At 70.9% G+C, this 20,760-nt stretch carries 20 protein-coding genes and 1 pseudogene; 10 read left to right on the forward strand and 11 right to left on the reverse strand.

Annotated elements, in window-relative coordinates:
* Positions 1-243: 243 nt before the first annotated feature.
* From D7X99_RS37535 to D7X99_RS37565, 7 genes and pseudogenes are all read right to left on the reverse strand, one after another.
* Positions 244-1,488, reverse strand: a complete 1,245-nt coding sequence (locus tag D7X99_RS37535; protein ID WP_233614012.1) for a hypothetical protein — start codon at positions 1,486-1,488, stop codon at positions 244-246.
* Positions 1,489-1,496: 8 nt separating this feature from the next.
* A complete protein-coding gene (locus D7X99_RS37540) occupies positions 1,497-1,808 on the reverse strand; it encodes a 4a-hydroxytetrahydrobiopterin dehydratase (protein ID WP_120575636.1) in 312 nt (103 codons plus the stop codon).
* Positions 1,809-1,883: 75 nt separating this feature from the next.
* Positions 1,884-3,368 (reverse strand): glycerol kinase GlpK, encoded by a 1,485-nt coding sequence (gene glpK / locus D7X99_RS37545; protein ID WP_121781950.1) that lies wholly within the window; start codon positions 3,366-3,368, stop codon positions 1,884-1,886.
* Positions 3,369-3,579: 211 nt separating this feature from the next.
* Positions 3,580-3,816, reverse strand: coding sequence for a hypothetical protein (locus tag D7X99_RS37550; RefSeq protein WP_120575634.1), 237 nt, complete (start codon positions 3,814-3,816; stop codon positions 3,580-3,582).
* Between the two features lie 518 nt (positions 3,817-4,334).
* A complete protein-coding gene (locus D7X99_RS37555) occupies positions 4,335-5,318 on the reverse strand; it encodes an SDR family NAD(P)-dependent oxidoreductase (RefSeq protein WP_121781951.1) in 984 nt (327 codons plus the stop codon).
* 426 nt (positions 5,319-5,744) lie between these two features.
* A complete protein-coding gene (locus D7X99_RS37560; protein WP_121781952.1) occupies positions 5,745-6,215 on the reverse strand; it encodes a TetR/AcrR family transcriptional regulator in 471 nt (156 codons plus the stop codon).
* Positions 6,216-6,283: 68 nt separating this feature from the next.
* Positions 6,284-6,568, reverse strand: a pseudogene (locus D7X99_RS37565) (DUF3574 domain-containing protein); the annotation flags it as partial.
* Positions 6,569-6,625: 57 nt separating this feature from the next.
* On the opposite strand from D7X99_RS37565, the gene D7X99_RS37570 reads away from it, so the two are divergent.
* A complete protein-coding gene (locus D7X99_RS37570) occupies positions 6,626-7,039 on the forward strand; it encodes a DUF6194 family protein (protein WP_121762223.1) in 414 nt (137 codons plus the stop codon).
* A gap of 1 nt (position 7,040) precedes the next feature.
* Here the strand turns inward: D7X99_RS37570 and D7X99_RS37575 are convergent, their stop codons facing one another.
* The 3 genes from D7X99_RS37575 to D7X99_RS37585 are packed head-to-tail and all read right to left on the reverse strand — an operon-like array spanning position 7,041 to position 11,509.
* Positions 7,041-8,240, reverse strand: a complete 1,200-nt coding sequence (locus D7X99_RS37575; protein WP_121781953.1) for a lipocalin-like domain-containing protein — start codon at positions 8,238-8,240, stop codon at positions 7,041-7,043.
* A 3-nt stretch (positions 8,241-8,243) separates the two neighbouring features.
* On the reverse strand, positions 8,244-10,784 hold the full coding sequence (locus tag D7X99_RS37580) for an FtsX-like permease family protein (RefSeq protein WP_121781954.1): 2,541 nt from the start codon (positions 10,782-10,784) through the stop codon (positions 8,244-8,246).
* The gene (locus D7X99_RS37585; protein WP_120598205.1) at positions 10,781-11,509 is read right to left on the reverse strand and encodes an ABC transporter ATP-binding protein; all 729 of its coding nucleotides are present in this window, start codon (positions 11,507-11,509) and stop codon (positions 10,781-10,783) included. Before D7X99_RS37585 ends, D7X99_RS37580 begins: the two co-directional genes overlap by 4 nt.
* A gap of 223 nt (positions 11,510-11,732) precedes the next feature.
* Here D7X99_RS37585 and D7X99_RS37590 point away from each other — a divergent pair, with 223 nt between their 5' ends.
* The gene (locus tag D7X99_RS37590) at positions 11,733-13,850 is read left to right on the forward strand and encodes an ATP-binding protein (RefSeq protein WP_121781955.1); all 2,118 of its coding nucleotides are present in this window, start codon (positions 11,733-11,735) and stop codon (positions 13,848-13,850) included.
* Here the strand turns inward: D7X99_RS37590 and D7X99_RS37595 are convergent.
* The gene (locus D7X99_RS37595) at positions 13,804-14,625 is read right to left on the reverse strand and encodes a carboxylesterase (protein ID WP_121781961.1); all 822 of its coding nucleotides are present in this window, start codon (positions 14,623-14,625) and stop codon (positions 13,804-13,806) included. The genes D7X99_RS37590 and D7X99_RS37595 overlap by 47 nt on opposite strands.
* Positions 14,626-14,695: 70 nt before the next feature.
* Here D7X99_RS37595 and D7X99_RS37600 point away from each other — a divergent pair, with 70 nt between their 5' ends.
* The 8 genes from D7X99_RS37600 to D7X99_RS37635 all read left to right on the forward strand — a co-directional run bounded on the left by D7X99_RS37600 (position 14,696) and on the right by D7X99_RS37635 (position 20,374).
* On the forward strand, positions 14,696-14,989 hold the full coding sequence (locus tag D7X99_RS37600) for a DUF3467 domain-containing protein (RefSeq protein ID WP_121781956.1): 294 nt from the start codon (positions 14,696-14,698) through the stop codon (positions 14,987-14,989).
* 60 nt (positions 14,990-15,049) lie between these two features.
* Positions 15,050-15,799: a hypothetical protein gene (locus D7X99_RS37605; protein ID WP_233614014.1), complete on the forward strand. Its 750-nt coding sequence runs from the start codon at positions 15,050-15,052 to the stop codon at positions 15,797-15,799.
* Between the two features lie 43 nt (positions 15,800-15,842).
* Entirely contained in the window at positions 15,843-16,742 is a 900-nt protein-coding gene (gene hemF, locus D7X99_RS37610) for an oxygen-dependent coproporphyrinogen oxidase (protein WP_121781957.1), read from the forward strand.
* Positions 16,742-17,269: a hypothetical protein gene (locus D7X99_RS37615; RefSeq protein ID WP_121781963.1), complete on the forward strand. Its 528-nt coding sequence runs from the start codon at positions 16,742-16,744 to the stop codon at positions 17,267-17,269. The genes hemF and D7X99_RS37615 overlap by 1 nt, the downstream gene beginning before the upstream one ends.
* 174 nt (positions 17,270-17,443) lie before the next feature.
* On the forward strand, positions 17,444-18,517 hold the full coding sequence (locus D7X99_RS37620) for an Immediate early protein ICP0 (RefSeq protein WP_121781958.1): 1,074 nt from the start codon (positions 17,444-17,446) through the stop codon (positions 18,515-18,517).
* A gap of 61 nt (positions 18,518-18,578) precedes the next feature.
* The gene (locus D7X99_RS37625) at positions 18,579-19,193 is read left to right on the forward strand and encodes an RNA polymerase sigma factor (RefSeq protein ID WP_169831804.1); all 615 of its coding nucleotides are present in this window, start codon (positions 18,579-18,581) and stop codon (positions 19,191-19,193) included.
* Positions 19,194-19,277: 84 nt separating this feature from the next.
* Positions 19,278-19,925, forward strand: coding sequence for an anti-sigma factor (locus D7X99_RS37630; protein WP_120598200.1), 648 nt, complete (start codon positions 19,278-19,280; stop codon positions 19,923-19,925).
* On the forward strand, positions 19,922-20,374 hold the full coding sequence (locus D7X99_RS37635) for a hypothetical protein (protein WP_121781960.1): 453 nt from the start codon (positions 19,922-19,924) through the stop codon (positions 20,372-20,374). The genes D7X99_RS37630 and D7X99_RS37635 overlap by 4 nt, the downstream gene beginning before the upstream one ends.
* Positions 20,375-20,760: the final 386 nt, after the last annotated feature.

The raw sequence follows: 20,760 nt of genomic DNA on the forward strand, positions 1-20,760 counted from the left end.
ACCCAGCACCGTCGCTCCAACGACAGTCCGGCGCCACCCCCGCCCCAGATACATGGAATCCCCTCCGTGTACGGCAGGGTTCGCATGCCATCCCACACCGGCAAATACGGCACGGAAGGTTGCTCGGCCGCCCGCTGCCGGACGGCGCATGTATCGCGTGGGTGGGGTTCACGACGCCGTGGATGGGCGACGCGAGCACCCACGAAGGTCCTCGCGTTACCCACGCAGGCGCAAGGCCAGACACTACCGCCAGAAGCCGATGGAGACGCCCCAGTTGGAGTAGCGGCTCGCCAGGTCGAACGACGCGGTGATGGACCAGTCCTCCCAGTAGCGCAGCACGAACAGCTCGAAGCCACCGGTGAGGTGCGGCCGGGGGTTCCGGTCCCGGAAGGGGGACGGCTCCAGCCACGTGCCCGCGCGCAGGCGCAACAGGCCCGGGAAGGTGTCCCATTCAGCGCCCAGGCGCGGCTGGAAGGTCGGGGTTTCGCCCACGGGCTGTGGCTCCGTGGTGATGGCGAGCGAGCGCGACGCCACCGCGTTGCTCACGCTGGAGATGAGGTCCACCTGCGCGGTGATGAGCCACCGGCCGGCCAGCGCGTCGCGAGGCTCCTCCTCCGGCACCGGCAGCGCGTCCCCGTCCACCTGGAGCTGCCGGCGGGCAGCGGGGGACAGCCGGTTGTAGCGGTGCGCGCCCTCGCCCAGCCGCCAGCTGGCGCCCAGGGACAGCACCGCGGGTGACACCACCGCCGCGTAGACCTGGCGGCCCGCGATGAAGGGACTCTGGCCGTCGTCGCGGCGCCAGCCCGCCACCACCTCCGGACGCACCGCCACGCCAATGCGGTAGGAGCGCCCGTGCGGACGGAAGAGCATGTCCACCGCCACGCCGGTGTCGCCGTAGCGCCAGGACTGGTCGCCCATCTCGCTGAAGCTGGCCTGCGCGGAGAAGATGCCCAGGGACAGGATGAAGTCGTCCTGGCCAAAGGCGATGGAGCCCGCTAGCGTGGACTGGGTGAGGGAGACGCGCAGCTTCTCGCCCTCGCCCCGGCAGCCCAGGGTGAGGCAGTAGCCCGTGCGGCTGTTGCGCCACAGGAAGCCGATGCCGAAGCGCTTGTATTGCAACATCAGCGCGCCCAGCAGCTGACGGCTGTCCACGGTTTCGTCGGCCAGACCGTCGTTGTCCACGTCCCGGCGCTTGGTGCCGGTGAAGGGCAGGTCCAGCCAGGACAGGGTGACGCCCAGGTCCCAGTCGCGCTCCAGCGACGCGCTGCGCTGGGCCAGGGCGGCCAGGTTGCTGGACACGCCCGCGGCGCCCTCGGCGATGCCCACGTAGGCGCCGCCCAGGCCCACCACGCGCGCCGACCCCAGCAGCGCGCCGGAGTTGAAGTACAGACGTTCCGGACGGGGCTCCGTGGGAGCGTCGTCCTGGGCCAGGGCCGGGAGCGCGGCGAGTGACACCGCGCACGCCAGGGCCGCCAGGGTGCTACGCACGCCGTGAATCACCGGACAGCGGCCCCTTCGCTGAAGAGGCGGTCCGCCTCCGCCGCCAGGGCGGAGTCGCGGGACGTGAGGCCGCCCGCGTCGTGCGTCACCAGCGCCAGCGTCACCTTGCACCACCGGATGTCGATGTCCGGGTGGTGGTCCGCGGCCTCCGCGGCCTTCGCCACGCGCTCCACGAAGGCGATGCCCTCCAGGAACGAGGGCGCTTCGTAGGTGCGGCGGATCATCCCGCCCTCGTGCTTCCAGGCGGGGTGCTGGGCGAGGAAGGTCTGGAGCGCATCCGGGGTGAGCAACGTGCGGTCGTAGGCCATGGCGGCCGTTCTACCCGCTCCCTTGCCCGATGGAAGCCCCGGCGCGTTCAATGCGCCGGGCTCCTTTGTCTCATTTCACGCGCGCGAAACCGCCTGCTTCCACTTTTCCAGGTGGCGCGCGCGCACCTCCGGCTTCATCTTCGGCTTGAAGGTCCGGTCCGCCTTCCACGCGCGGCGGATGGCGTCCGGGCTGGTCCACACGCCCGCGCCCAGGCCGCCCAGGAAGGCCGCGCCCAGGGCCGTGGTCTCGAGATTTCGCGGGCGGACCACCGGCACGCCCAAGAGGTCCGCCTGGTACTGCATGAGCAGGTTGTTGGCCGCGGCGCCGCCGTCCGCCTTGAAGACGGGGATGTCCCGCCCGCTGTCGCGGCGCATGGCCTCCGCCAGGTCGTGGATTTGAAGGGCCACGCCCTCCAGCGTCGCGCGCGCCAGGTGCGCCACGGTGGTGGAGCGGTCGATGCCGGCGAACAGGCCGCGCGCCTCCGGACGCCAGTGCGGCGCGCCCAGGCCCGCGAGCGCCGGGACGAAGACGACGTCGCCGGAGTCCTTCACGCTGGCGGCCAGCGCCTCCACGTCCGGGGCCTTCTTGATGACCTTGAGGCCGTCGCGCAGCCACTGCACGGCGGCGCCCGCGATGAAGGAGCTGCCCTCCAGCGCGTAGTGCGTGGTGTTGCCCAGCTGCCACGCCACGGTGGTGAGCAGCCCCGCGGTGGAGCGCACCGGCTGGGTGCCGGTGTTCATGAGCAGGAAGGCGCCGGTGCCGTAGGTGCACTTGGATTCGCCGGGCTCGAAGCACGCCTGCCCGAAGAGGGCCGCCTGCTGGTCTCCCGCCATGCCCGCGACGAGGATGCCGTCCGGCAGGCTGCGCATGCCGCGCGTGGTGCCGTACACCTCCGCGTTGCCTCGGATCTCCGGCAGGCACGCGCGCGGCACGCCCAGGAGCGAGCACAGCTCGTCATCCCAGTTGAGCGTGCGCAGGTCCATGAGCAGCGTGCGGCTGGCGTTGGACACGTCCGTGACGTGCGCGACGCCGCCGGTGAGCTTGTGCACGAGCCACGAGTCGATGGTGCCGAAGCACACGTCGCCGCGCTCGGCGCGCTTCTTGGCGCCCTTGAGGTGCTGGAAGAGCCAGGTGAGCTTGGTGCCGGAGAAGTAGGGGTCCAGCACCAGTCCGGTGACTTCCCGCACGCGGGGCTCGACACCCTGGGCCTTGAGCTTCTGACAGATGTCCGCGGTGCGGCGGTCCTGCCAGACGATGGCGCGGGCCAGGGGCTCGGAGGTCTCGCGGTCCCACAGGCCCGTGGTCTCCCGCTGGTTGGTGATGCCCACCACGGCGATGTCGCGGCCGGTGAGGCCGGCGTCCTTGAGCGCGCGGGCGATGCACCACTCGCTGGTGTTCCAGATGTCGATCAGGTCGTGCTCCACCCACGACGGCTTGGGGAAGTGCTGGGGCAGCTCCTTGTAGGAGCGGCCCACCACCTGCAACCGGGTATCGAGGATGGAGACGTGGGTCCCCGTGGTGCCCTGGTCCAGCGCCAGGACGTATTTCGCCTTCGCCATGCGTGCGGAGCCTCTTTCGTCGGCCAGTGGCCGGACACGGAAGGGGACCCTACTCCAAGAGAAGGCGCCGCACCGACGGAGCGTGCGAGGTGTCAGGCACCGGGAGATGTCCGCGGAACGCTCCCGTGCCTGCGTGGGGGGCCATGGCGGCGCGCCTTGCCGGGGGAAGTCCACGGTACTTCCCGGCGCTGCCGTGCACGGCGGCCCGCTTTCAGTAACCCGTGGCCCTCGAGCGGTTGTTGAAGTAGCGGCGCAGGCCGTAGGCGCCCAGGCCCGCGAGAATCATCCGACCCAGCGAGCCGCCCGCGCCGGAGGACCTGCGTCCCCGGTATCCATAGCCGATGGGACGGCGACCATAGGCGCTGCGTCCGCGGTTCCAGCCACTGCCCCTGAAGACGCTCCGTTGTGACGCGCCCAGCGCGCCCAGCAGCTTGGATAGCAATGCCATGGTGTCACTCCGTGGTGAGGGATACGGGGCCCGAGCGGCCTCGACGGGGGTCGGACCCGTGAAGGACGCGTGTGCGTTGAAAGGTGGGTCTCACGCCGTGTGACGACACCCCGTGTCGAACGGGGTCCGTGAAGGCCCGTGTCCCGGGCCGGAGGGCAGGCGGGCGGGTTGGGGGACAGCCGTGGCGGGTACGGGAGCGCGGCGGATCCGGATGCATGTCATTGGACGAAGGGGGCACTGCCTGCCTGGTCCACGAACGGAAGCCTCGGCCGGGTGAGGCGTGGCCCACCCGGTTCCCTGCCCTGGGGGGGCGTCTCCAGATTGCGGTCCAAGGGGGCGCACCTCCGGCGCCCCGGCCTCAATCACAGTCAACGCGCTGGATGCGCAGGACACACGAGATGCTCGGACTGAAGAAGACCGTCGGGATGTCGGTGCCGGCGAAGGAGTAGTCCGGCGGTAGGCAGGAACCAACACGCGTGGGGGTCCGTCATCCCTGTGGGACGGACCCCCATGTTCTTTCAGGCGCGAGGGATGAGTCCCTGGTCGCGCAGGAAGGTCACGGTGCGGGCCACGCCATCCGCGAGCGGGGTGGGGCGGAAGGCCAGCTCCCGCTGTGCCTTGGCCGCGTTCACACGGGCCTCCCAGCGCATGAAGGACAGCTGTCCGGGAGCGACGAGCGGCGTGAAGGGAAACACGCGCGCGAGCGGCGCGGACACGCGGGCCAGAGCCTCCATCAGGAAGACGGGCGCGACGGCGGGCGGCTTGCCGGCCCCGGCGGCCTGGTGGATGGCGAGCGCGAGGTCCGCGTTGCTCGCGTACTGGTCGGAGACGAGGTAGCGCTCGCCGTTGACGCCGCGCTCGGCGGCGGCGAGGTGCACGTCGGTGCAGCCGTCCACGTGGACCACGGACATGCCGCCCGGCGGGAGCAGCGGAGCCTTCTTGTTGAGCAACTGGATGAAGAAGGAGTTGAGGCCCACGTGCACCGGGCTGGGACCGTAGACGGCGGCCGGGTTGACGAAGACGACGTCCAGCCCCTGCTGGCGGATGGCCTCCACGGCGCGCTCGGCGTCCTGCTTGGAGCGCTCGTAGACGGTGGGCTTGGGGTGCGGGTCGATGTGGGCTTCGGTCAGCTCGCCGCCCCGGGGCGCGGCGAAGACGTCCATGGTGGACGTGTAGACCACGCGGCGCACCTTCGCGGCATGAGCGGCGGACAGGACGTTCACGCTGCCCTGACGGTTCACGCGGTCGAAGATGGAGTCGTCCCGATGCCACTGCTCCGGCATGCCCGCTGCGTGGAAGACGAGCTCCACGTCATGCAACGCGGCGGGCAGGGTGCCCGGCGACGTGACGTCACCCGGGACGAGCTGCACGGAAGCGGGGAGCAGCTTCGCGGCGCGGGCCAGGTCCCGCACGAGCGCGCGGACGGAGGCGCCCTGCTTCACGAGCCGATGGGCGATGGCGTTGCCGATGAGGCCGGTGGCCCCGGTGACGAGGACGTTCATGGGGCCGGCAATCTAAGCCTCCTGGCCTCCAAGCTGTACACCGTCGGTCCGACACGGCTCCAACCGCTCAGCCTGTCGAACAGGTCCCCGCGGCTCGAATGGGGTGGCCGCTCCCCGGCCGCGGTCCTCCAAAACCTGTCGGTCAGTCGGACAGGTTTCGCGGCGGCCCGGCCGGAGCGGCCGCTCCCGAGCGCAGTGGCTCCAACCTGTCGGACAGGTTTCCCTGCGGCCTGGCTGGAGCGACCCCCTTGCTGCGGTGGTCCCGACTTGTCGGACAGTCGGACAGGTTTGGGCGGTGCGTCGCTGCCGGGGCGACTCACTGGGGTCTCTCCCTCTCATTCAGGCAGAGAAGTTCATGCCCGAACGGGTGGCCGGGCTTCCGTGCATCCTGGAGCCTGGAACTCGCGGCCGTGAGAGCTGCTCGCGTCAGCGGTGCCGTGCGCCGCGGGGCTCGGGGCGGGAGCGCAGCCCATCGAAGAACATCCCGGTGAGGCGGTGGACGCGCTTGGGGCCCGAGGCGTCCTCCGCGGCGGCGAGGGAGATGGCCATCGCCATGCACACCACGTCATCCAGGAGGATGTCGCTTCGCACCTCGCCCGCGTGCTGGGCGGCCTTCAGCAGGCGTTCGCCCTCGGCCGTCGTCGCGTGGCAGCCCTCGGTGTGGTTCTTGAGGACGATGCCCAGGGACACCGCGAGCCCCTTGTACATGCCCGCCAGGTGCACGAGCTCCTCCAGGAAGACGCGCAGCGCTTCGAGCGCGGGCAGTGACTCCGCGCGCTCGCGGCTCTCCTTCGCGAGCAGCAGGAGCCGCTCGTCGCACGCCGCGGCGAGCAGCGCCTCCCGCGACTCGAAGTGACGGTAGAGCGTGCCGATGCCGACCTCCGCCCGCTTCGCCACGTCGTTGAGCGACGCGTCCGCGCCGCGCTGCCGTCGTGCAGCAGCACGATGACCTTGCTCTGCTCGTGCACCAGTTCGCCGCTTTCCAACTGGTACTGACCGTTGGCGTCGTACACGGTCAGCCCGTCCTGGAAGCGGGGCGTGACGACCGTGTCCACGAAGGCCTGGAGCTCGGCCTCGCTGACGGGCTCGTTGCCCACCCGGTTCCGGCCGAAGTACAGGTCCGTCTGGTACTGCGGATCGCCCACCTTGCAGTGCAGGCCGTCATCGTCGTGCCCGCCACACGCGGTGGCACCCATCCCGACCTGGAAAATGCATCGCGGGTCACTCCGGGAAAGTGGGGAGGGGAGCATGACCGGCTGTTTCCATGCGTGGTAGAGCGACTCCGGTACGACTCGGAGGAGTGCGCCATGACAGGAGCCATCAGCCTGGAAGCGCTGGCGGAGTACATCCAGGACGCGTTCAAGGACGTGCACATGGACACGTCCACGCCGGACCTCTTCTTCTTCGCGGGGGACGAGCGGAAGCACCCCTTCGCGACCATCGTCACCCGGGACACCGAGTTCGACCATCACTCGGAGCTGGACCGCGACGACGTGTTCCGGCTGAACCTGGGCTTGAGCAAGGAGAGCTTCCAGAAGCTGTTCCCGGTGCTCGACCCGCGCGTGGACTACACGGATCTGGACGTACTCCTGCCACACCCGGCCTATTCGCGGATGTTCTGGCTGAGTGTGCTCAACCCCAGCCACGAAACGCTCCGGCTGCTGCGCCCGTACCTGAAGGAAGCCCACGCCATCCAGGTGAATCGGGCCGCCCGGGGCTGAGTCACGGCGTGCGGCTGCGCACGGTCTCATCGCTCCGGGGCACGTCCGCGTAGCCCGTCATCTCCAGGTATCCGCGTCCCTGCACGGGCTGGCCCTCGCGCGTGCCGTCCACGGTCACCGCGCCCTCCCAGTAGCGCACCAGCACCGGCAGCTCCTGGTCCGGCAACTTCGGCGTCACCGTCAGCTCCAGCGATACCTTGGGGACCTGGACGCGCCAACCCGCCGGGTACTCGCCACCGCGCGGGCTCTTCCAGGTGCCTCGCGGCTCCAGCTTCATGTCCTCCGCGGTCAGGTGCACGGCCTCACCCGTCGCGGGGATGTACGTGCCCGCGCTGAAGGCGTCCTTCGAACCGTCCTTCTTGCGCAGCTGGTAGAGCATCAGCTCGCTGCCGTCGGAGAGCTGGAGCGCGAACCAGTCCCAGCCCACCTGGTCGCCGCTCAGCGCGCTGGTGCTCCACTCGCGGTCCATCCAACTCTCGCCCTTCACCTGCACCGTCTGCCCATCCACCGACACCGTGCCCCGCGAAGGCATGCGCGACATCGAGTAGTAGTAGGACGCGTTGCCCCGCTCCGCGCCCTTCTGGCTCAAACCCTTGTCCCCCTGGAGCACCGGCGGCTTGCCCTCGTCCAACGTCAGCTCCAGCGTCACCCCGTCGCCCTGCGCTCGCAGGTGCATGGGCCACGTGCCGCCCGTGCCTTCGCTGCGCACGTCCCAGTCCTGAAGCCAGACGTGGAAGGGCGCACCGTCCGCACCCGCCAGTCCCTGCGCCGCGCGGCTGAAGCGCTCGGTGACGTGGAACTTCCCGGCGCTCACGTCCGTCAGCGTGAAGTGCCCCATGAACACCTGCCGCGTGCCCCAGCTGGACTCCCGCTGCGTCTGCTCCGGCGACAGCGCGCTGCGGAACAGCGTGAACTGGTATCCGAAGGCGCGCCCGTCCTGCGTCTCAAGGTTTCCCGTCCAGTACCACCACTCGGTGCGGAAGTCGGGGTGGGGGCCGTGGTCCTCCGGGAAGTGGAAGGGCCGGGGCTCCATCGCGCGCGCGTAGCCCTCCGTGCCGCCGTCTCCGCCCATCGCGGATGCGACCGTCATTCCGCCTGTGCTCGCGGGCCCGGTGTCCTCCGTGTCCCGCAGCACCACGCCCACCGCCACGCCCAGCGCGGCGAGCACCAACACCACCCCGATGACGAGTCCCCGCCCCATGCCTCACTCCTCCCGCAGCGCCATGGCCGGGTTCGCGCGCGCCATGCGCCACGCCGGGTACAGCCCCGCGAGCGCCGCCGCCACCAATGCCAGCACGAGCGCTTGTCCCACCACGCCCGGCGCCACCACCAGCTGCAACGTCCACCCGAACGAGCGCTGGTTGATGACGTGCACCAGCACGTAGGCCAATGCCAACCCCAGCGGCACGGAGAACAGCCCCGCGAGCAAGCCCAGCAGGCCCGTCTGCAACGACACCATGCCCCACAGTTGTCCCGGCGTGAGCCCTGTCGCGCGCAGCACCGCGAACTCGCGCGCCCGCTCCAACTGCAACGACATCAGCGCGCTCAGCACGCCCACGAACGCGACGCCAATCGCCAGCAAGCGCAGCACCTGCGTGATGGTGAAGGTGCGGTCGAACACCTCCATCGACGCCTGCCGCAGCGCCCGGTTCGCGCGCACGTTCAAGGCCTGCTCACCGCCCGCGCGGTCTCGCACGCGGGCCACCAGTTCGTCCACGTCCTGTCCGGGCGCGGCGAAGAGGGACAGGCCGGACACGCCCCGGTCCTCGTACCAGTGCTCATACGTGGCACGCGGCATCAGCACAGTCCCCACGTCCGAGCCGTAGTCGAAGTACACGCCCGCCACTCGGAAGTCGTGCGGCCCCTTGTCGGTGGCGACTCTCAGCGTGTCGCCTGCGTGAACGCCCCGGTGGAACGCGAAGGGCTCCGACACGATGAGCGCGTCCGGTGACGCGTCCAGTTGTCGCCACACGTCCTCCGCGCGCCCTTCCTTGAAGCGGTACGTCCGCTCGTGGCCCTTCGCGAAGTCCACCGCCAGCAGGTCCGTGTCCACGTCGTTGATGCGCACGTGGATGACGCGGATGGATCCGCTCGCCTCGACGCCGGGCGTGGACCGAAGCTTCTCCGCGAGCCCCGGCACCAGCGACGAATCCCCGCGCCGCGCCACCAGTGACGGCGGCGACACGAACACGTCCGCCTGCAACGCGGACTCCAGCCACGCCGCCACCGTGCCTCGGAAGCTGGACACCATCAGGCCCACGCCCACCGTCGTCGCCACCGCGACCATCAACGCCGCCAGCGCCACCGCCGTGCGCGACAGGCTTGCCGTCACGCCTCGGGCCGCCATGCGTCCCAGTGGACCGAACATCGCGCCCAGCGGCCGCGCCGCCGCCACCGTCAGCTTCTCCGTCACCCAAGGCACCAGCAGCGCGCTGCCTAGCAGCACGCCGAAGAGCCCCGCATACGCCGGCATCAGCGCCTGCGTGGGCCACGCGAGCACCGCCGCCGAGAGGGCCAGGATGATCAACCCCAGCACCGCCAGCCGGGGCGCCCGGTTGCGCGACACGTCCTCCACCGTCGAGCGCCGCAGCGCTGTCACCGGTGCCGCTCGCGCCGCCTCCCACGCGGGGACGAGCGCCGCCAGCACCGTCGCGCCCAGGCCCAGGCTCAGGCCCTTGATGAGCGTGAACGGTTCCAACGACAGACGTCGCACGTTCACCACGAAGTACAGGTCGTTGATGGTGCGGGTGATGAGGCCCACCAGTCCGCTGGCCATCAGGATGCCAAGGAGCAGCCCCGCCGCGGTGCCCACCATGCCCAGGAGCAGGGCTTCACCCAACACCACCGCGAACAGTTCACCGCGCGTCACGCCCACCGCGCGCAGCCGGCCCAGCATCCCGCGCCGCTGCACCACGGAGAACGTCATCGTGTTGTAGATGAGGAACATCCCCACCACGAGCGCCAGCAGCGACAGCGCGGTGAGGTTGGTGCGGAACGCCCGCGTCATCTGCTCCACCGTGCCCGCGCGCCCGGACGTCTGGACCAGCTCCGCGCCCGGCGGCAGCGTGGCCTTCAGCGCCGCGGCCTGCGCCTCTCCGCCCTTCAAGCGCAGGTCCACGCGCGTCAGCCGGCCCTCCTGGCCCAGCACCTCCTGCGCGGTGGAGATGTCCGCGATGAGCAGTGATTCCAGCGCGCGCTCCGTCGTCTCCTGCGAAGGCGTCAGCAGGGCCGATACGCGCAGCTCCCGGCGAAGTCCTGTCACCATCACCGGCAGCGTGTCCCCGGCCTTCACGCCCAGGCTCCGCGCCGTCTTCGCGCCCATCACCACCGTGCCGGGCCGCGTGAGCAGCGTGCCGACGTCTCCCACCGCGCCTCCGCTGGAGAAGTCCCGGAACGGCGCCTCCGCGAACGGATCCAGGCCGAGCAGCGTGAGCGTGCGGTGGTTGCCGCCCTCCACCTGCACGAAGCCCTGCACCACGGGCGCCGCGTCCGGTGCGTCCGGCCGCAGCTTCAGCGCCGTGTAGACGCCCTCCGGCAGACCGGAGGTTCCTCCTGCGATTTGATGCGTGGCGCGACCCGCGACGACGTCGGTGGATTGCTCGAAGGCTCGCAGCGCGCTGCCGCTCGCCAGGTCGATGGACACCACCACCGCCACGCCCATCGCGATGCCCAGGAGCGACAGCGCCGTGAGCCACGGGTGCCCGCCCAGGTGCCGCAGGCTGGAGCGTGCGAGCAGCGCTCTCATGGCGTCCCCCGGCCGCGCGCACCGCCGGGGCGCTCCACCAGGCGTCCGTTCTCCATCGTCAGCACTCGGTCCGCGCGCTCCGCCATCGCGGGCTCGTGCGTGACGATGAGCGCGCACGCATTGCCCTGCCGCGTGAGCCCTTCCAGCAGGTCCAACACCTGGCCGCCCGTCTCCTCGTCCAGGTTGCCGGTGGGCTCGTCCGCCAGCAGCAGCGGCGGGGCGTGGGCCAGGGCTCGCGCCACCGCCACGCGCTGCTGTTCTCCGCCGGAGAGCCGGTCCGGGAAGCTGTTCGCGCGCGTTCCCAATCCCACCCGTTCCAGCAACTCCCGCGCCCGCGCGCTGGCCTCGGCGCTCGAGCGGCCGAGCAGCTCCAGCGGCAGCCGCACGTTCTCCTCCACCGTCAGCGTGGGCAGGAGGTTGAACGCCTGGAAGATGAAGCCGACGCGCTCGCGGCGCAGCAGCGTGCGGTCCCGCTCCGGCATGCGCCCCAGGTCGCGGCCCTCCACCAGGATTTCGCCGTGCGTCGCCTGGTCGATGCCGCTGATGAGGTTGAGCAGCGTGGACTTGCCGGAGCCGCTGCGGCCCAGCAGCACCACGAACTCGCCCCGGTGCAGGGAGAGCGACGTGCCCGAGAGCACCTCGCGCACGGAATCGCCTTCCGCGTAGGACTTGGTGACGCCGCGCAGTTCGACGAGGGGCCGCGAATCGGGAGGAGAAGAAGGCATGCCGGGCATCCGACATAGCCGATGCCCGGCGTCCGGGAGCGTTTCCCCGCCCAACCGGGAGGGATGCCCGCTACTGGACGCCAGCAGCGCCAGGGAGCGCTCAGCCCATGACACCCGGCAGGTTGTCCGGGTTGCTTTTCGTGCGTGCCGACACGTCCCGGTGTTTGATGTCCACCTCTCCTCGACGGAAGCCTTGCCTTCCGCGGGGTAGGGGGGGCCACACATGAATGAAGCCCAGGCCGGGTGGGTGGCGGCGTCCGGCAGTGTGCCCCCGCCGCTGCATGAGCTGCTTCAGCAGCTCCCTGCCTTCTTTGGCCTCTACCGCGGCCCCGGCCACCACATCGAGTTCAGCACCTCCACGCGCCTGCCGCTGCTCGACACGCGAGGTCAGGTGGGCATCCCCCTGCGCGAGGCCTGCCCCCAACTGGAGGGCCCCGGCTGGCACGAGGCCTGGGATCGCGTCTTCGCCACCGGAGAAGCCCTGCACCTGCGCGAGGCATCCGCCCGCGCGTGCCCCGCGGACGAGGAACTCTTCTTCAACCTGTCCCTGCTGCCGCGCCGCGACGCGCAGGGGAAGGTGGAGGGCGTGCTCGCCTTCGCGGTGGACGTGACGGAACTCGTGAGCACCCGCCGCGCCGCGTGGACCACCGCGGCCTGGCGCACCGAACGCCTCCAGGCGATGACCGCCGCGCTCTCCGAAGCGCTCACCCCCGCGCAAGTGGTGGAGGTGGCCGCTCGCGAAGGCGCCCTCGCCATGGGGGCCCTCACCGGCCTGGTGGTGGTGCCAGAAGGGACGACCCTGGACGTCTTCGAGCGCGCCGCCGCGCATGGCTTCGCTCCCGGTGAGCTGGAGGGCTGGCAGCGCTTCGAGGTCTCCGCGACCTGTCCCCTCACGGACGTGACGCGCACCCGCGAGCCCTGCGCGCTGGGCTCGTGGACGGAGTGCATGGCTCGCTACCCGAGGCTCGCGCAGCTGTCTCGTGAGCGGACCCTGTTGGCCTGGGCGTCCGTTCCGCTGGTGAGCGGTGGGCGCGTGTTCGGCGCGCTGGGCCTGGGCTTCGGCGACGCGCGCGACTTCGACGCGCCGGAGCGTGCCTTCCTGCTGACGGTGGGCCGCCTGTGCGCGCAGGCGTTGGACCGCGCGCGTTTGTACGACGAGGAGCGCGCGGCCCGGAGCGTCGCGGAGGCCGCCAGCCGCGCCAAGGACGCGTTCCTCGCCACGGTGTCCCATGAGCTGCGCACGCCGCTCACGTCCATCCTCGGCTGGTCGCAGATGCTGCGGCAGGGCCTGCTGGGTGAGGACAAACGACAGCGCGCGGTGGAGGCCATCGAGCGCAACGCCCGCGCGCAAAGACAGCTCATCGAGGACCTGCTCGACATCAGCCGCATCGCCAACGGCCGTCTGCGCCTGGAGCCGGTGCCGCTGGAATTGGGCCACGTGGTGGAGGCGGCGCTGGATGCCGTCAGGCCCACGGCGCTCGCGCGCGAGCTGACGCTCGAGGTCTCCGTGGACGAGGATGGCGTGCCGCTGTTCGGCGACCCGGACCGGTTGCAGCAGGTGGTGTGGAACCTGCTCTCCAACGCCATCAAGTTCACCCCGCACGGCGGCCACGTGACGGTGTCCGCGCGCACGCGCGACGAGGGCGCGGAGTTGGTGGTGCGCGACGACGGCGAGGGCATCCCCGCTGACTTCCTGCCCTTCCTCTTCCAGCGCTTCCAGCAGGCGGACACCAGCGTGAGCCGCCAGCACGGAGGCCTGGGCCTGGGCCTGTCCATCGTGCGGCACCTGGTGGAGCTGCACGGCGGCACCGTGACGGCCGTCAGCGAAGGGCTGGGGAGGGGCGCCACGTTCACCGTCGTGCTGCCCAACTCGCGGGTGGGCACGGCCCCGGGCTCCTTGCGCGTGCCGCGTCCCGTGGAGGGCCTGACGCTGCCGCGCTTCCCGGAGCTGGAGGGCCAGCGGGTGCTGGTGGTGGACGGCCAGCCGGACGCGCGCGAGTGGATGTCCGTGCTGCTCACCCGCGTGGGCGCGCACGTGCTCACCGCCACCAACGTCACTGACGCCATGGATGAAGTGCGCCGCTCTCCGCCCACGGTGCTGGTGACGGACGTGACGCTGGCCGGCGAGGACGGCTATTCGCTCCTGTACCGGCTGCGCGCGCTGCCCTGGGAGTCCGGAGGTGGTGTGCCCGCGCTCGCCGTCACCGCCGCCGCGCGCCGCGAGGACCGCGACCGCGCCCTTCGCGCGGGCTTCAGCGCCTTCGTCACCAAGCCGCTCGACGCGGTGGAGCTGCTCACGGCGGTGGCGCGTCTTGCTCCGGCCAATCCGGTCGGCTCCTGAAGTCCTCCTCCGCGCGCCACGGCTGGAGGAAGTCCCCCACCTCCCGCGCGAGCCGCGCACCGCACACGTCGCGCGGGATGATGTGGAAGCCCTCCGGATAGGCCACGTGCCGCACCTCGGGACACGCCTTCATCCGCCGCGCGAGCCAGCGTCCGCCCTCCGGGTCCACCACGTGGTCCTGCTCCGCGGTGGCCACCAGCACCGGGCAGCGCACCCGGGGCGCGTCCGCCAGCGCCAGGTCCTGCAGCGTGCACAGGTCGCGCAGCCGGGCCACCGGGAACGCGGGCAGCACCGGCGCCTTCGCCAGCACCTCCGGGTCGGAGATGTCCGTGCCGCCCTTGTCCACCCACGGCGTGGTCCACTCGAGCAGCGGAGTGCGGCACAGCTGTCTCACCAGCGCCATGCGCGCGCCCCGGAAACGCACCGCGGGCGCCACCAGCGCGAGCGCGTGCACGGCTTCCGGTTGATGCGCGGCCAGCCTCAGCGCCAGCAGCGCGCCCATGGACAGTCCGGCGACGAACACGCGTCGGTGTCCGGAGAGCGACGCCAGCGCCTCGTCCGCGCAGGTCTGCCAGTCGCGGAAGTCCACGCCCAGCATCGCCTCCGGTGTGGTGCCGTGGCCCGGAAGCCTGGGCGCCACCACGCGCATCCCCCGCGCCGCCAGGGCCTCGCCCAGGGGACGCACGTCCCAGGGACTGCCGGTGAAGCCATGCAGGAGCAGGCAGGCGTCCGGCCCCCGCCCCAGCGCGAAGGGCGCGGTGGACTCTCCGTCGATGTCCCGCCAGCGCGTGCTCACGGGGAGGACACTGGCCACGACGGGCCCCAGGCGCTATGCCGCCTGACTCATGGCCGACACTCCGACGAAGCCCCCTGAAGTGCAGCTCCAGGTGCAGATGACCGAAGAGGTGTCCAATGGCCAGTACAGCAACCTGGTCCTGACGAACCACACGGACTCGGAGTTCGTGTTGGACTTCCTCTATGTCCAACCGCAGCAGCCCCTGGCCCGCGTCCGCTCGCGCATCATCACCAGCCCGCGCCACGCCAAGCGGCTCTTGAAGGCACTCCAGGAAAACGTGCAGCGTTACGAGGCGCGCTTCGGCACCATCCCCCTGGGCGAGGACGAAGGCCCCCGGCACTGAAGGGCAGGTGCCGCCGGGACTTTCCCTCGCGGCCTTTCCCGGCGCACACTGAGCGGCATCGTGTTCCGAGCCCTCGTGTTCGCCGCTGCCCTGTTGTCCGCCGCCAACGCCTCCGCCCAGTGCACCGGGGACGGAGTGCAGCTGTATCCCGCGCCGGGCGGCATCGTCCCCACCAACATGCGCATCCTGCTGGAAGGCGTGGGCACCGCGAAGTCGCCGGTGCTGGGACTGGTGGGCAAGCCGCTGAAGCTGGTCTCCACCGACCACGAGGTGAAGCTCAAGGTCACCAAAGGCTGGGAGAGCTCCCTGGGCCGCGCCACCGTCATCCTCAAGCTGGCGGAGCCGATGCAGCCGGACAAGCGCTACTTCCTGAACCTGCAGGAGGTGCTCCCCAACATCGCCCTCCTCAACGGCCAGGTGGGTGCGCAGCCGTCATGGCTGAGCGGCAAGGGCCCGGACGCCAAGGCCCCCAAGTGGGTGAAGCGCCCCGCTGTCTCGGAAGGCTTCGTGCGCCGCTCGCCCCAGGGCATCGCGCGCTTCGTGAAGCTCAACCTGGCGCTGCGCGAGGAGAGCCCCGCTTTCCTGGTGGTGAAGCTGTCGCCGCGCCGGCTGGGCATCTCTCCCCAGCAGTACCTGCTGCCCGTGCAAGGCACTACGGCTTATCTGGGCCATGAGGCCTGCGGTGGGGCGTTCTCCCTGGAGGACGGGCGCAGCTACCGCGCGCGCATCGAGGCCTTCGACGCAGCGGGCAACCTGGCGCCATCCACGCCTCCCGTGGACTTCGAGGCCCCGTCCGCCCAGGGCCCTTAGTAGTGTGTCTGCCCGTTCAACCCGCGACAGGGAGACAACGGGCATGACGGCGACGGTGGATGTGGAGGGATTGAAGGGGCGCATGGCCGCCTTCACCCAGAAGCTCCAGGACGACATCTGCGGAGCGCTGGAGGAACTGGACGGCCAGGGCCGCTTCCGCGAGGACGCGTGGAGCCGCCCCGGCGGCGGTGGCGGCCGCAGCCGAGTGTTGGAGGATGGCGCCGTCCTGGAGAAGGCGGGCGTCAACATCTCCATCGTCCATGGCGAATTGGAGGAGGCCTTCGCCAGGAAGCTCCAGGGCGAGGGGCGCACCTTCTGGGCCGGCGGCCTGTCGCTGGTGCTGCACCCGAAGAGCCCGCATGTGCCCACGGTGCACGCCAACTACCGCTTCATCCACCAGGGCGGACGGGCGTGGTTCGGCGGCGGCGCGGACCTGACGCCGTACTACCTGGACGAAGCGGACGCGGCGCACTTCCACCGCGCGCATAAGGCCGCGTGCGACGCGCACGACCCCACGTACTACCCGCGCTTCAAGGCCGCGTGCGACTCGTACTTCCACCTGCGCCACCGGGGCGAGGCGCGCGGCCTGGGCGGCATCTTCTTCGAGAACATGGGCGGTGACCTGGAGCGCGAGTTCGCGTTCGTGCAGGCGTGCGGCAACAGCTTCATCCCCGCGTACCTGCCCATCGCGCGGAAGCACAAGGACACGCCGGTGACGGAGGAGCAGCGCTACTGGCAGGAGGTGCGCCGGGGCCGCTACGTGGAGTTCAACCTCGTCTACGACCGGGGCACCATCTTCGGCCTGGAGACGCAGGGGCGCACGGAGTCCATCCTCATGTCGCTGCCTCCGCGCGTGCGCTGGCGCTACGACCACCACCCGGAGCCCGGCACGCCCGAAGGCCGGCTGGTGGAGGTGCTGCGCAATCCCCGGGAGTGGGCCTGATGTCCTCGGCTCCGGAGCCCGGGGAGCCCGGCCCCGCGCCCCCCCGCAACATCGCGGTGCGCCTGGGCGTCGCGGTCACGGTGTTCCTCGCCCTGGCCATGAGCGGCCTGTACATCGTCTACCTGCCCATCATGGGGGCGCCGGGCCGGAGCCGCGCGTCGCCGGAGCGGGTGGCCAATGAGGCCCGCGTCCAGGTGCTGGCCCTGTGCGACGCGGTGCAGGCCTTCCGGGACGAGCACGGCGACTACGTGCCCATCGCGCCCTATCCCGCGCCCGTGCCTCGACATGGGGAGGGCGTGCCCTTCCCGCAGGACCACGAGGACTTCCACCGCATCGGCTTCGACCCGGGCCCCATCGTGCACCTCCAGTACGAGGTGCGGGTGGAGGAGAGCCCCGTGGGTGAACCCGAGGTGTCCTGCCTCGCCCGCGTGGACGAAGATGGCGACGGCCTCAACGCCGTGTACCGCGTCCGTCTGGATGCCAACGGAATGACCAGCCCCGTGGAGGTGGAGCGCGAGGGGGAGTAGCCCCCCATGCAACTCGGGGTTCTCGTTGTGAGAGAATCCTTCGTGATGGGAAACGTCGGCGACATCCGCGGCCCCCGCACAGGAGGTCCTCCCGGCTCTGGTGGTCCCCGCTCTGGCGGTGGCCCCTCTGCGCCGACGGGCCCGTCGCCGGCGTCTCCGTTCAGCGATGACGGGATGGAGACCTCCACCCCCACCACCTCGTCCGGCGACCGCACCCGCATCGGCTCCCCGCCCGTGGGGCTTCCACCGGAGGCCGACGGCGGCGCGCCGTTGGAGTCTGGAGCGGAGCCCGGCGAGCCCGGCCTCCCCGGCGGCGAAGGGACGGAGGCCGGCGCCTCTCCGGAGGGTGGCGACGTGGGCCCCCGTTCGGTCCGCGTCGGCATTCCCACCCGGGGCCCTCGCTCCGACGGGACGGGTCGGGCCCCTCGCGCGGACGCCGGCACGGGCTTCGAGTCCTCCGGCGCGGCCACCCAGACGCCCCGGCGCAAGGGTGGCGACGGCTTCCGGACGCCCGGCTCCGTGCCCACCACCGCCAGCCCCTACCTGGGCGCGGGCGAGGCGCGCGGGCCGGTGCTGGACGTGGAGTCGCTCATCCCGTCCGACCTGAACGACCTGGAGAGCCACCTCGCGGTGGGCAAGCGCTTCGCGTCGGACGGGGCGCTCCTGTCCGCGCAGGTGCGGCCCTCGTCGCTGCCCTCGTCGGACCGGGTGGCCCGCCTGTGGGTCTTCTTCGCCGCCTACGCGGAGGCGGCAGCGCAGCACCCGCCCGCCGCGGAGGGCAAGGCCGCCTTCGAGCAGGCCCTCAAGGACCAGGGCTTCGCCGGGCTCCAGGACGCCCACACCGGGCAGAACGGCGTGGAGGCCGGGATGTGGGTGATGGACGCGCCCACCCCCGAGGAGGCTCGCGAGCGCGCGGACGCCGTCCGGCTGGAGCCCCCGCCCGACGTGCGCCACTCCGAGCAGGCCGCTCCGCTCACCCCCGGCCTCTACCAGCCGCTGCCCGGCCCCTTCGTGCGCCGGGACGCCCAGGGGCACCCCCTCCAGAACGACGACCCCCGCGACCGCCAGGGCACCGACCGCCGGCTGGGCGGCCGCATGTTCTGGAACGTGCTCCACACCTTCCGGGCCGGGGAGGACACGGAGGACTCCGCCGTCACCCAGGCCCAGTGGGACCGCATGATTTTCGGGGCGGTGCTGGCCATGGTGGGCCTGGCCCTGGCGGCCATCGCGCTCGTCAGCTCCCTCTAGGAGCGACGGGGCGCGTCGAAAGCCTTGGGGTTGGCGCGGCATGTGCTACGGTGCCGCGCACTTGGCCACCGACGACCTCACACTCGTCAAGCGCGTCCGCAGCGGGGACCAGCGCGCCTTCAAGCTCCTCGTCGAGCGTTACCAGCGCAAGGTGTATGCCGTCGCGCTCGGAATGCTGAAGGACAAGGAGGAGGCGATGGACGTCTCCCAGGAGGCGTTCGTCAAGGTCTACAAGTACCTGGACCACTTCAAGGGCGACGCGTCCTTCTACACGTGGCTCTACCGCATCACGTCCAACATCTGCATCGACGTGCTGCGCAAGCGCCGCGGCGGCGGCGAGCCCGTGGAGTTCGACGAGACGCAGGAAGTGGACCTCTCCGAAGCCCGCATCGGCGCGCTCGGCAGCCGCCTGGGGACCAATCCCCAGAAGAGCGCCCTGCGCAAGGAGCTGGCGGAGAAGATCCAGGAGGCCCTGGCCGCGGTGCCGGAGAAGCACCGCGCCATCCTCCTGCTGCGCGAAATCGAGGGAATGTCCTACGAGGACCTGGCCCGCACGCTGGACATCCCCAAGGGCACGGTGATGAGCCGGCTCTTCCACGCGCGCGCCAAGGTGCAGAAAATCCTGGGGGATTATCTGGAGCTGGACGAAGCCAAGAGCGGAGTGGGCAACGAATGAGGATGCCAGAAAGGCCTCCTCGAATATCCGTGGGGCCCGTCGCGTCCCACCGACGAATTCCCACCAGCCCGCAGGGTGAAGAGTATGGCCGGAAATCCCGCGTGTGAGCGTTTCGTACCGCTCCTGTCTCCCTACATCGACGGTGAAATCGCTCCTGGGGAGCGCGTCAACGTGGAGCGGCACCTGGCCGCCTGCCGGGATTGCACGGGCCGCGCGGCGGACCTGCGCGCCGAGTCCGGGTTGCTCCGGGTCGGCCTGGACATGGCGGTGGACGACGTCGACTTCAAGGACTTCGCCCAGAAGGTCATGGCCCGGGTGACGCCGGAGAAGCCGCCCCTCATCGAGCGGATGCGGCTGGCCCTGTCGGAGATGTTCCTCTACCAGCGCACGGCGATGATTTCGTCGCTGGCCACCGCCGCGGTGGTGATGCTGGTGGCCCTGCCGCTGGTGCTGCGCGACAACGCGCCGGAGGGCTACGCCGCCGAGCGCATGACGGTGAAGTCCATCCAGTCCTACCAGGGCGCCCGCGTGGCCCCGGTGGTGATGGAGACGGAGGGCGGCGGCTCCATCATCTGGATGGTGGACGAGCAGGAGCAGGCCCCGGAGCCGGTGAAGGAGAAGAAGCCGGGCGCGGTGGAGTCCCAGGATTCGAGCGTGGAGCAGGATGGCCAGGGAGGACAGCCGACGCCGGCTCCGTCCGTCCCGCCCCGGCCCACCGGAGGAGCGCTATGACGAAGCCGACGTGGGCGGTGCTGGCTCTGCTGTTCGCCGTGGGTCTGGTGATGGGGCCGGCGGTCGCCTCCGCCCAGGAGCAGAAGGTGAAGGTGCAGGTGGAGGTGGTGCTGGCCTCCAACAAGGGCACCGCGGTGGATCCGCCCGAGCTCAACAAGATGAAGGAGGCGTTCCAGAAGCAGAACTTCAGCTTCACCTCCTTCAAGCGCATGTCGCTGGACACCGTGGAGGTGGGCGCCCAGAAGCCCACCGAAGTGAAGCTCCCCAACGGGACGAACGCGTCGCTCCAGCTGCTGGGCATGAAGGACGGCAGCGCCACGCTGCGCGTCATCATCCCGAACCAGTCCTCCGTGGAGGTGGAGCTGGGCCGCCAGGGCGCCGTGTACCAGAAGGCCGGCAAGCACGTGGGTGGCGAGCTCATCCTCGTCCTGGTGCCGCCGTCGAAGTAGCTGTGTGAGTCGTGACGGATGCGCGCCGCCCTCGAGGCAGGCGCCGTCCGCGGAATCCCCACCCTGACGCCTGGATGGCCCCCTCCTCCCCGGGCGGCCCCGCGTCAGGGTCACCGTCCCTGAAGCTTCCCAGGTCCTCGCACATCCACCCCTGCGTGGACGGTGTGCTGTCCCAGCGTCGGACAGCTCCGTCCCCCGCCTGACGCGCGCTGGGGTGCGCATGGCACCGGAGGGCAGGAAAGAGGGCGGATCTACCTGGAGCCGGGCTGAAAGAAAGTCAGTCCTGCCCTGCGAGGCAGGGGTGCTTCAGGGTTTCTTCCCTCGGAAAACGCTGGGTTGAGCGACGGCACGGCAGTTGCTCTTGGGTATGAGGGCAGGACGGGCGG

Source organism: Corallococcus sp. AB032C, from assembly GCF_003668935.1.
GTDB lineage: Bacteria > Myxococcota > Myxococcia > Myxococcales > Myxococcaceae > Corallococcus > Corallococcus exiguus.

Bases quoted from the DNA above. Each gene is read 5' to 3' on its own strand.
- D7X99_RS37550 (WP_120575634.1), bottom strand. From the start codon at position 3,816: ATGGCATTGCTATCCAAGCTGCTGGGCGCGCTGGGCGCGTCACAACGG.
- glpK (WP_121781950.1), bottom strand. From the start codon at position 3,368: ATGGCGAAGGCGAAATACGTCCTGGCGCTGGACCAGGGCACCACGGGG.
- D7X99_RS37540 (WP_120575636.1), bottom strand. From the start codon at position 1,808: ATGGCCTACGACCGCACGTTGCTCACCCCGGATGCGCTCCAGACCTTC.
- D7X99_RS37580 (WP_121781954.1), bottom strand. From the start codon at position 10,784: ATGAGAGCGCTGCTCGCACGCTCCAGCCTGCGGCACCTGGGCGGGCAC.
- D7X99_RS37620 (WP_121781958.1), top strand. From the start codon at position 17,444: ATGGAGACCTCCACCCCCACCACCTCGTCCGGCGACCGCACCCGCATC.
- D7X99_RS37555 (WP_121781951.1), bottom strand. From the start codon at position 5,318: ATGAACGTCCTCGTCACCGGGGCCACCGGCCTCATCGGCAACGCCATC.
- hemF (WP_121781957.1), top strand. From the start codon at position 15,843: ATGACGGCGACGGTGGATGTGGAGGGATTGAAGGGGCGCATGGCCGCC.
- D7X99_RS37585 (WP_120598205.1), bottom strand. From the start codon at position 11,509: ATGCCTTCTTCTCCTCCCGATTCGCGGCCCCTCGTCGAACTGCGCGGC.
- D7X99_RS37575 (WP_121781953.1), bottom strand. From the start codon at position 8,240: ATGGGGCGGGGACTCGTCATCGGGGTGGTGTTGGTGCTCGCCGCGCTG.
- D7X99_RS37600 (WP_121781956.1), top strand. From the start codon at position 14,696: ATGGCCGACACTCCGACGAAGCCCCCTGAAGTGCAGCTCCAGGTGCAG.
- D7X99_RS37590 (WP_121781955.1), top strand. From the start codon at position 11,733: ATGAATGAAGCCCAGGCCGGGTGGGTGGCGGCGTCCGGCAGTGTGCCC.
- D7X99_RS37630 (WP_120598200.1), top strand. From the start codon at position 19,278: ATGGCCGGAAATCCCGCGTGTGAGCGTTTCGTACCGCTCCTGTCTCCC.
- D7X99_RS37570 (WP_121762223.1), top strand. From the start codon at position 6,626: ATGACAGGAGCCATCAGCCTGGAAGCGCTGGCGGAGTACATCCAGGAC.
- D7X99_RS37635 (WP_121781960.1), top strand. From the start codon at position 19,922: ATGACGAAGCCGACGTGGGCGGTGCTGGCTCTGCTGTTCGCCGTGGGT.
- D7X99_RS37615 (WP_121781963.1), top strand. From the start codon at position 16,742: ATGTCCTCGGCTCCGGAGCCCGGGGAGCCCGGCCCCGCGCCCCCCCGC.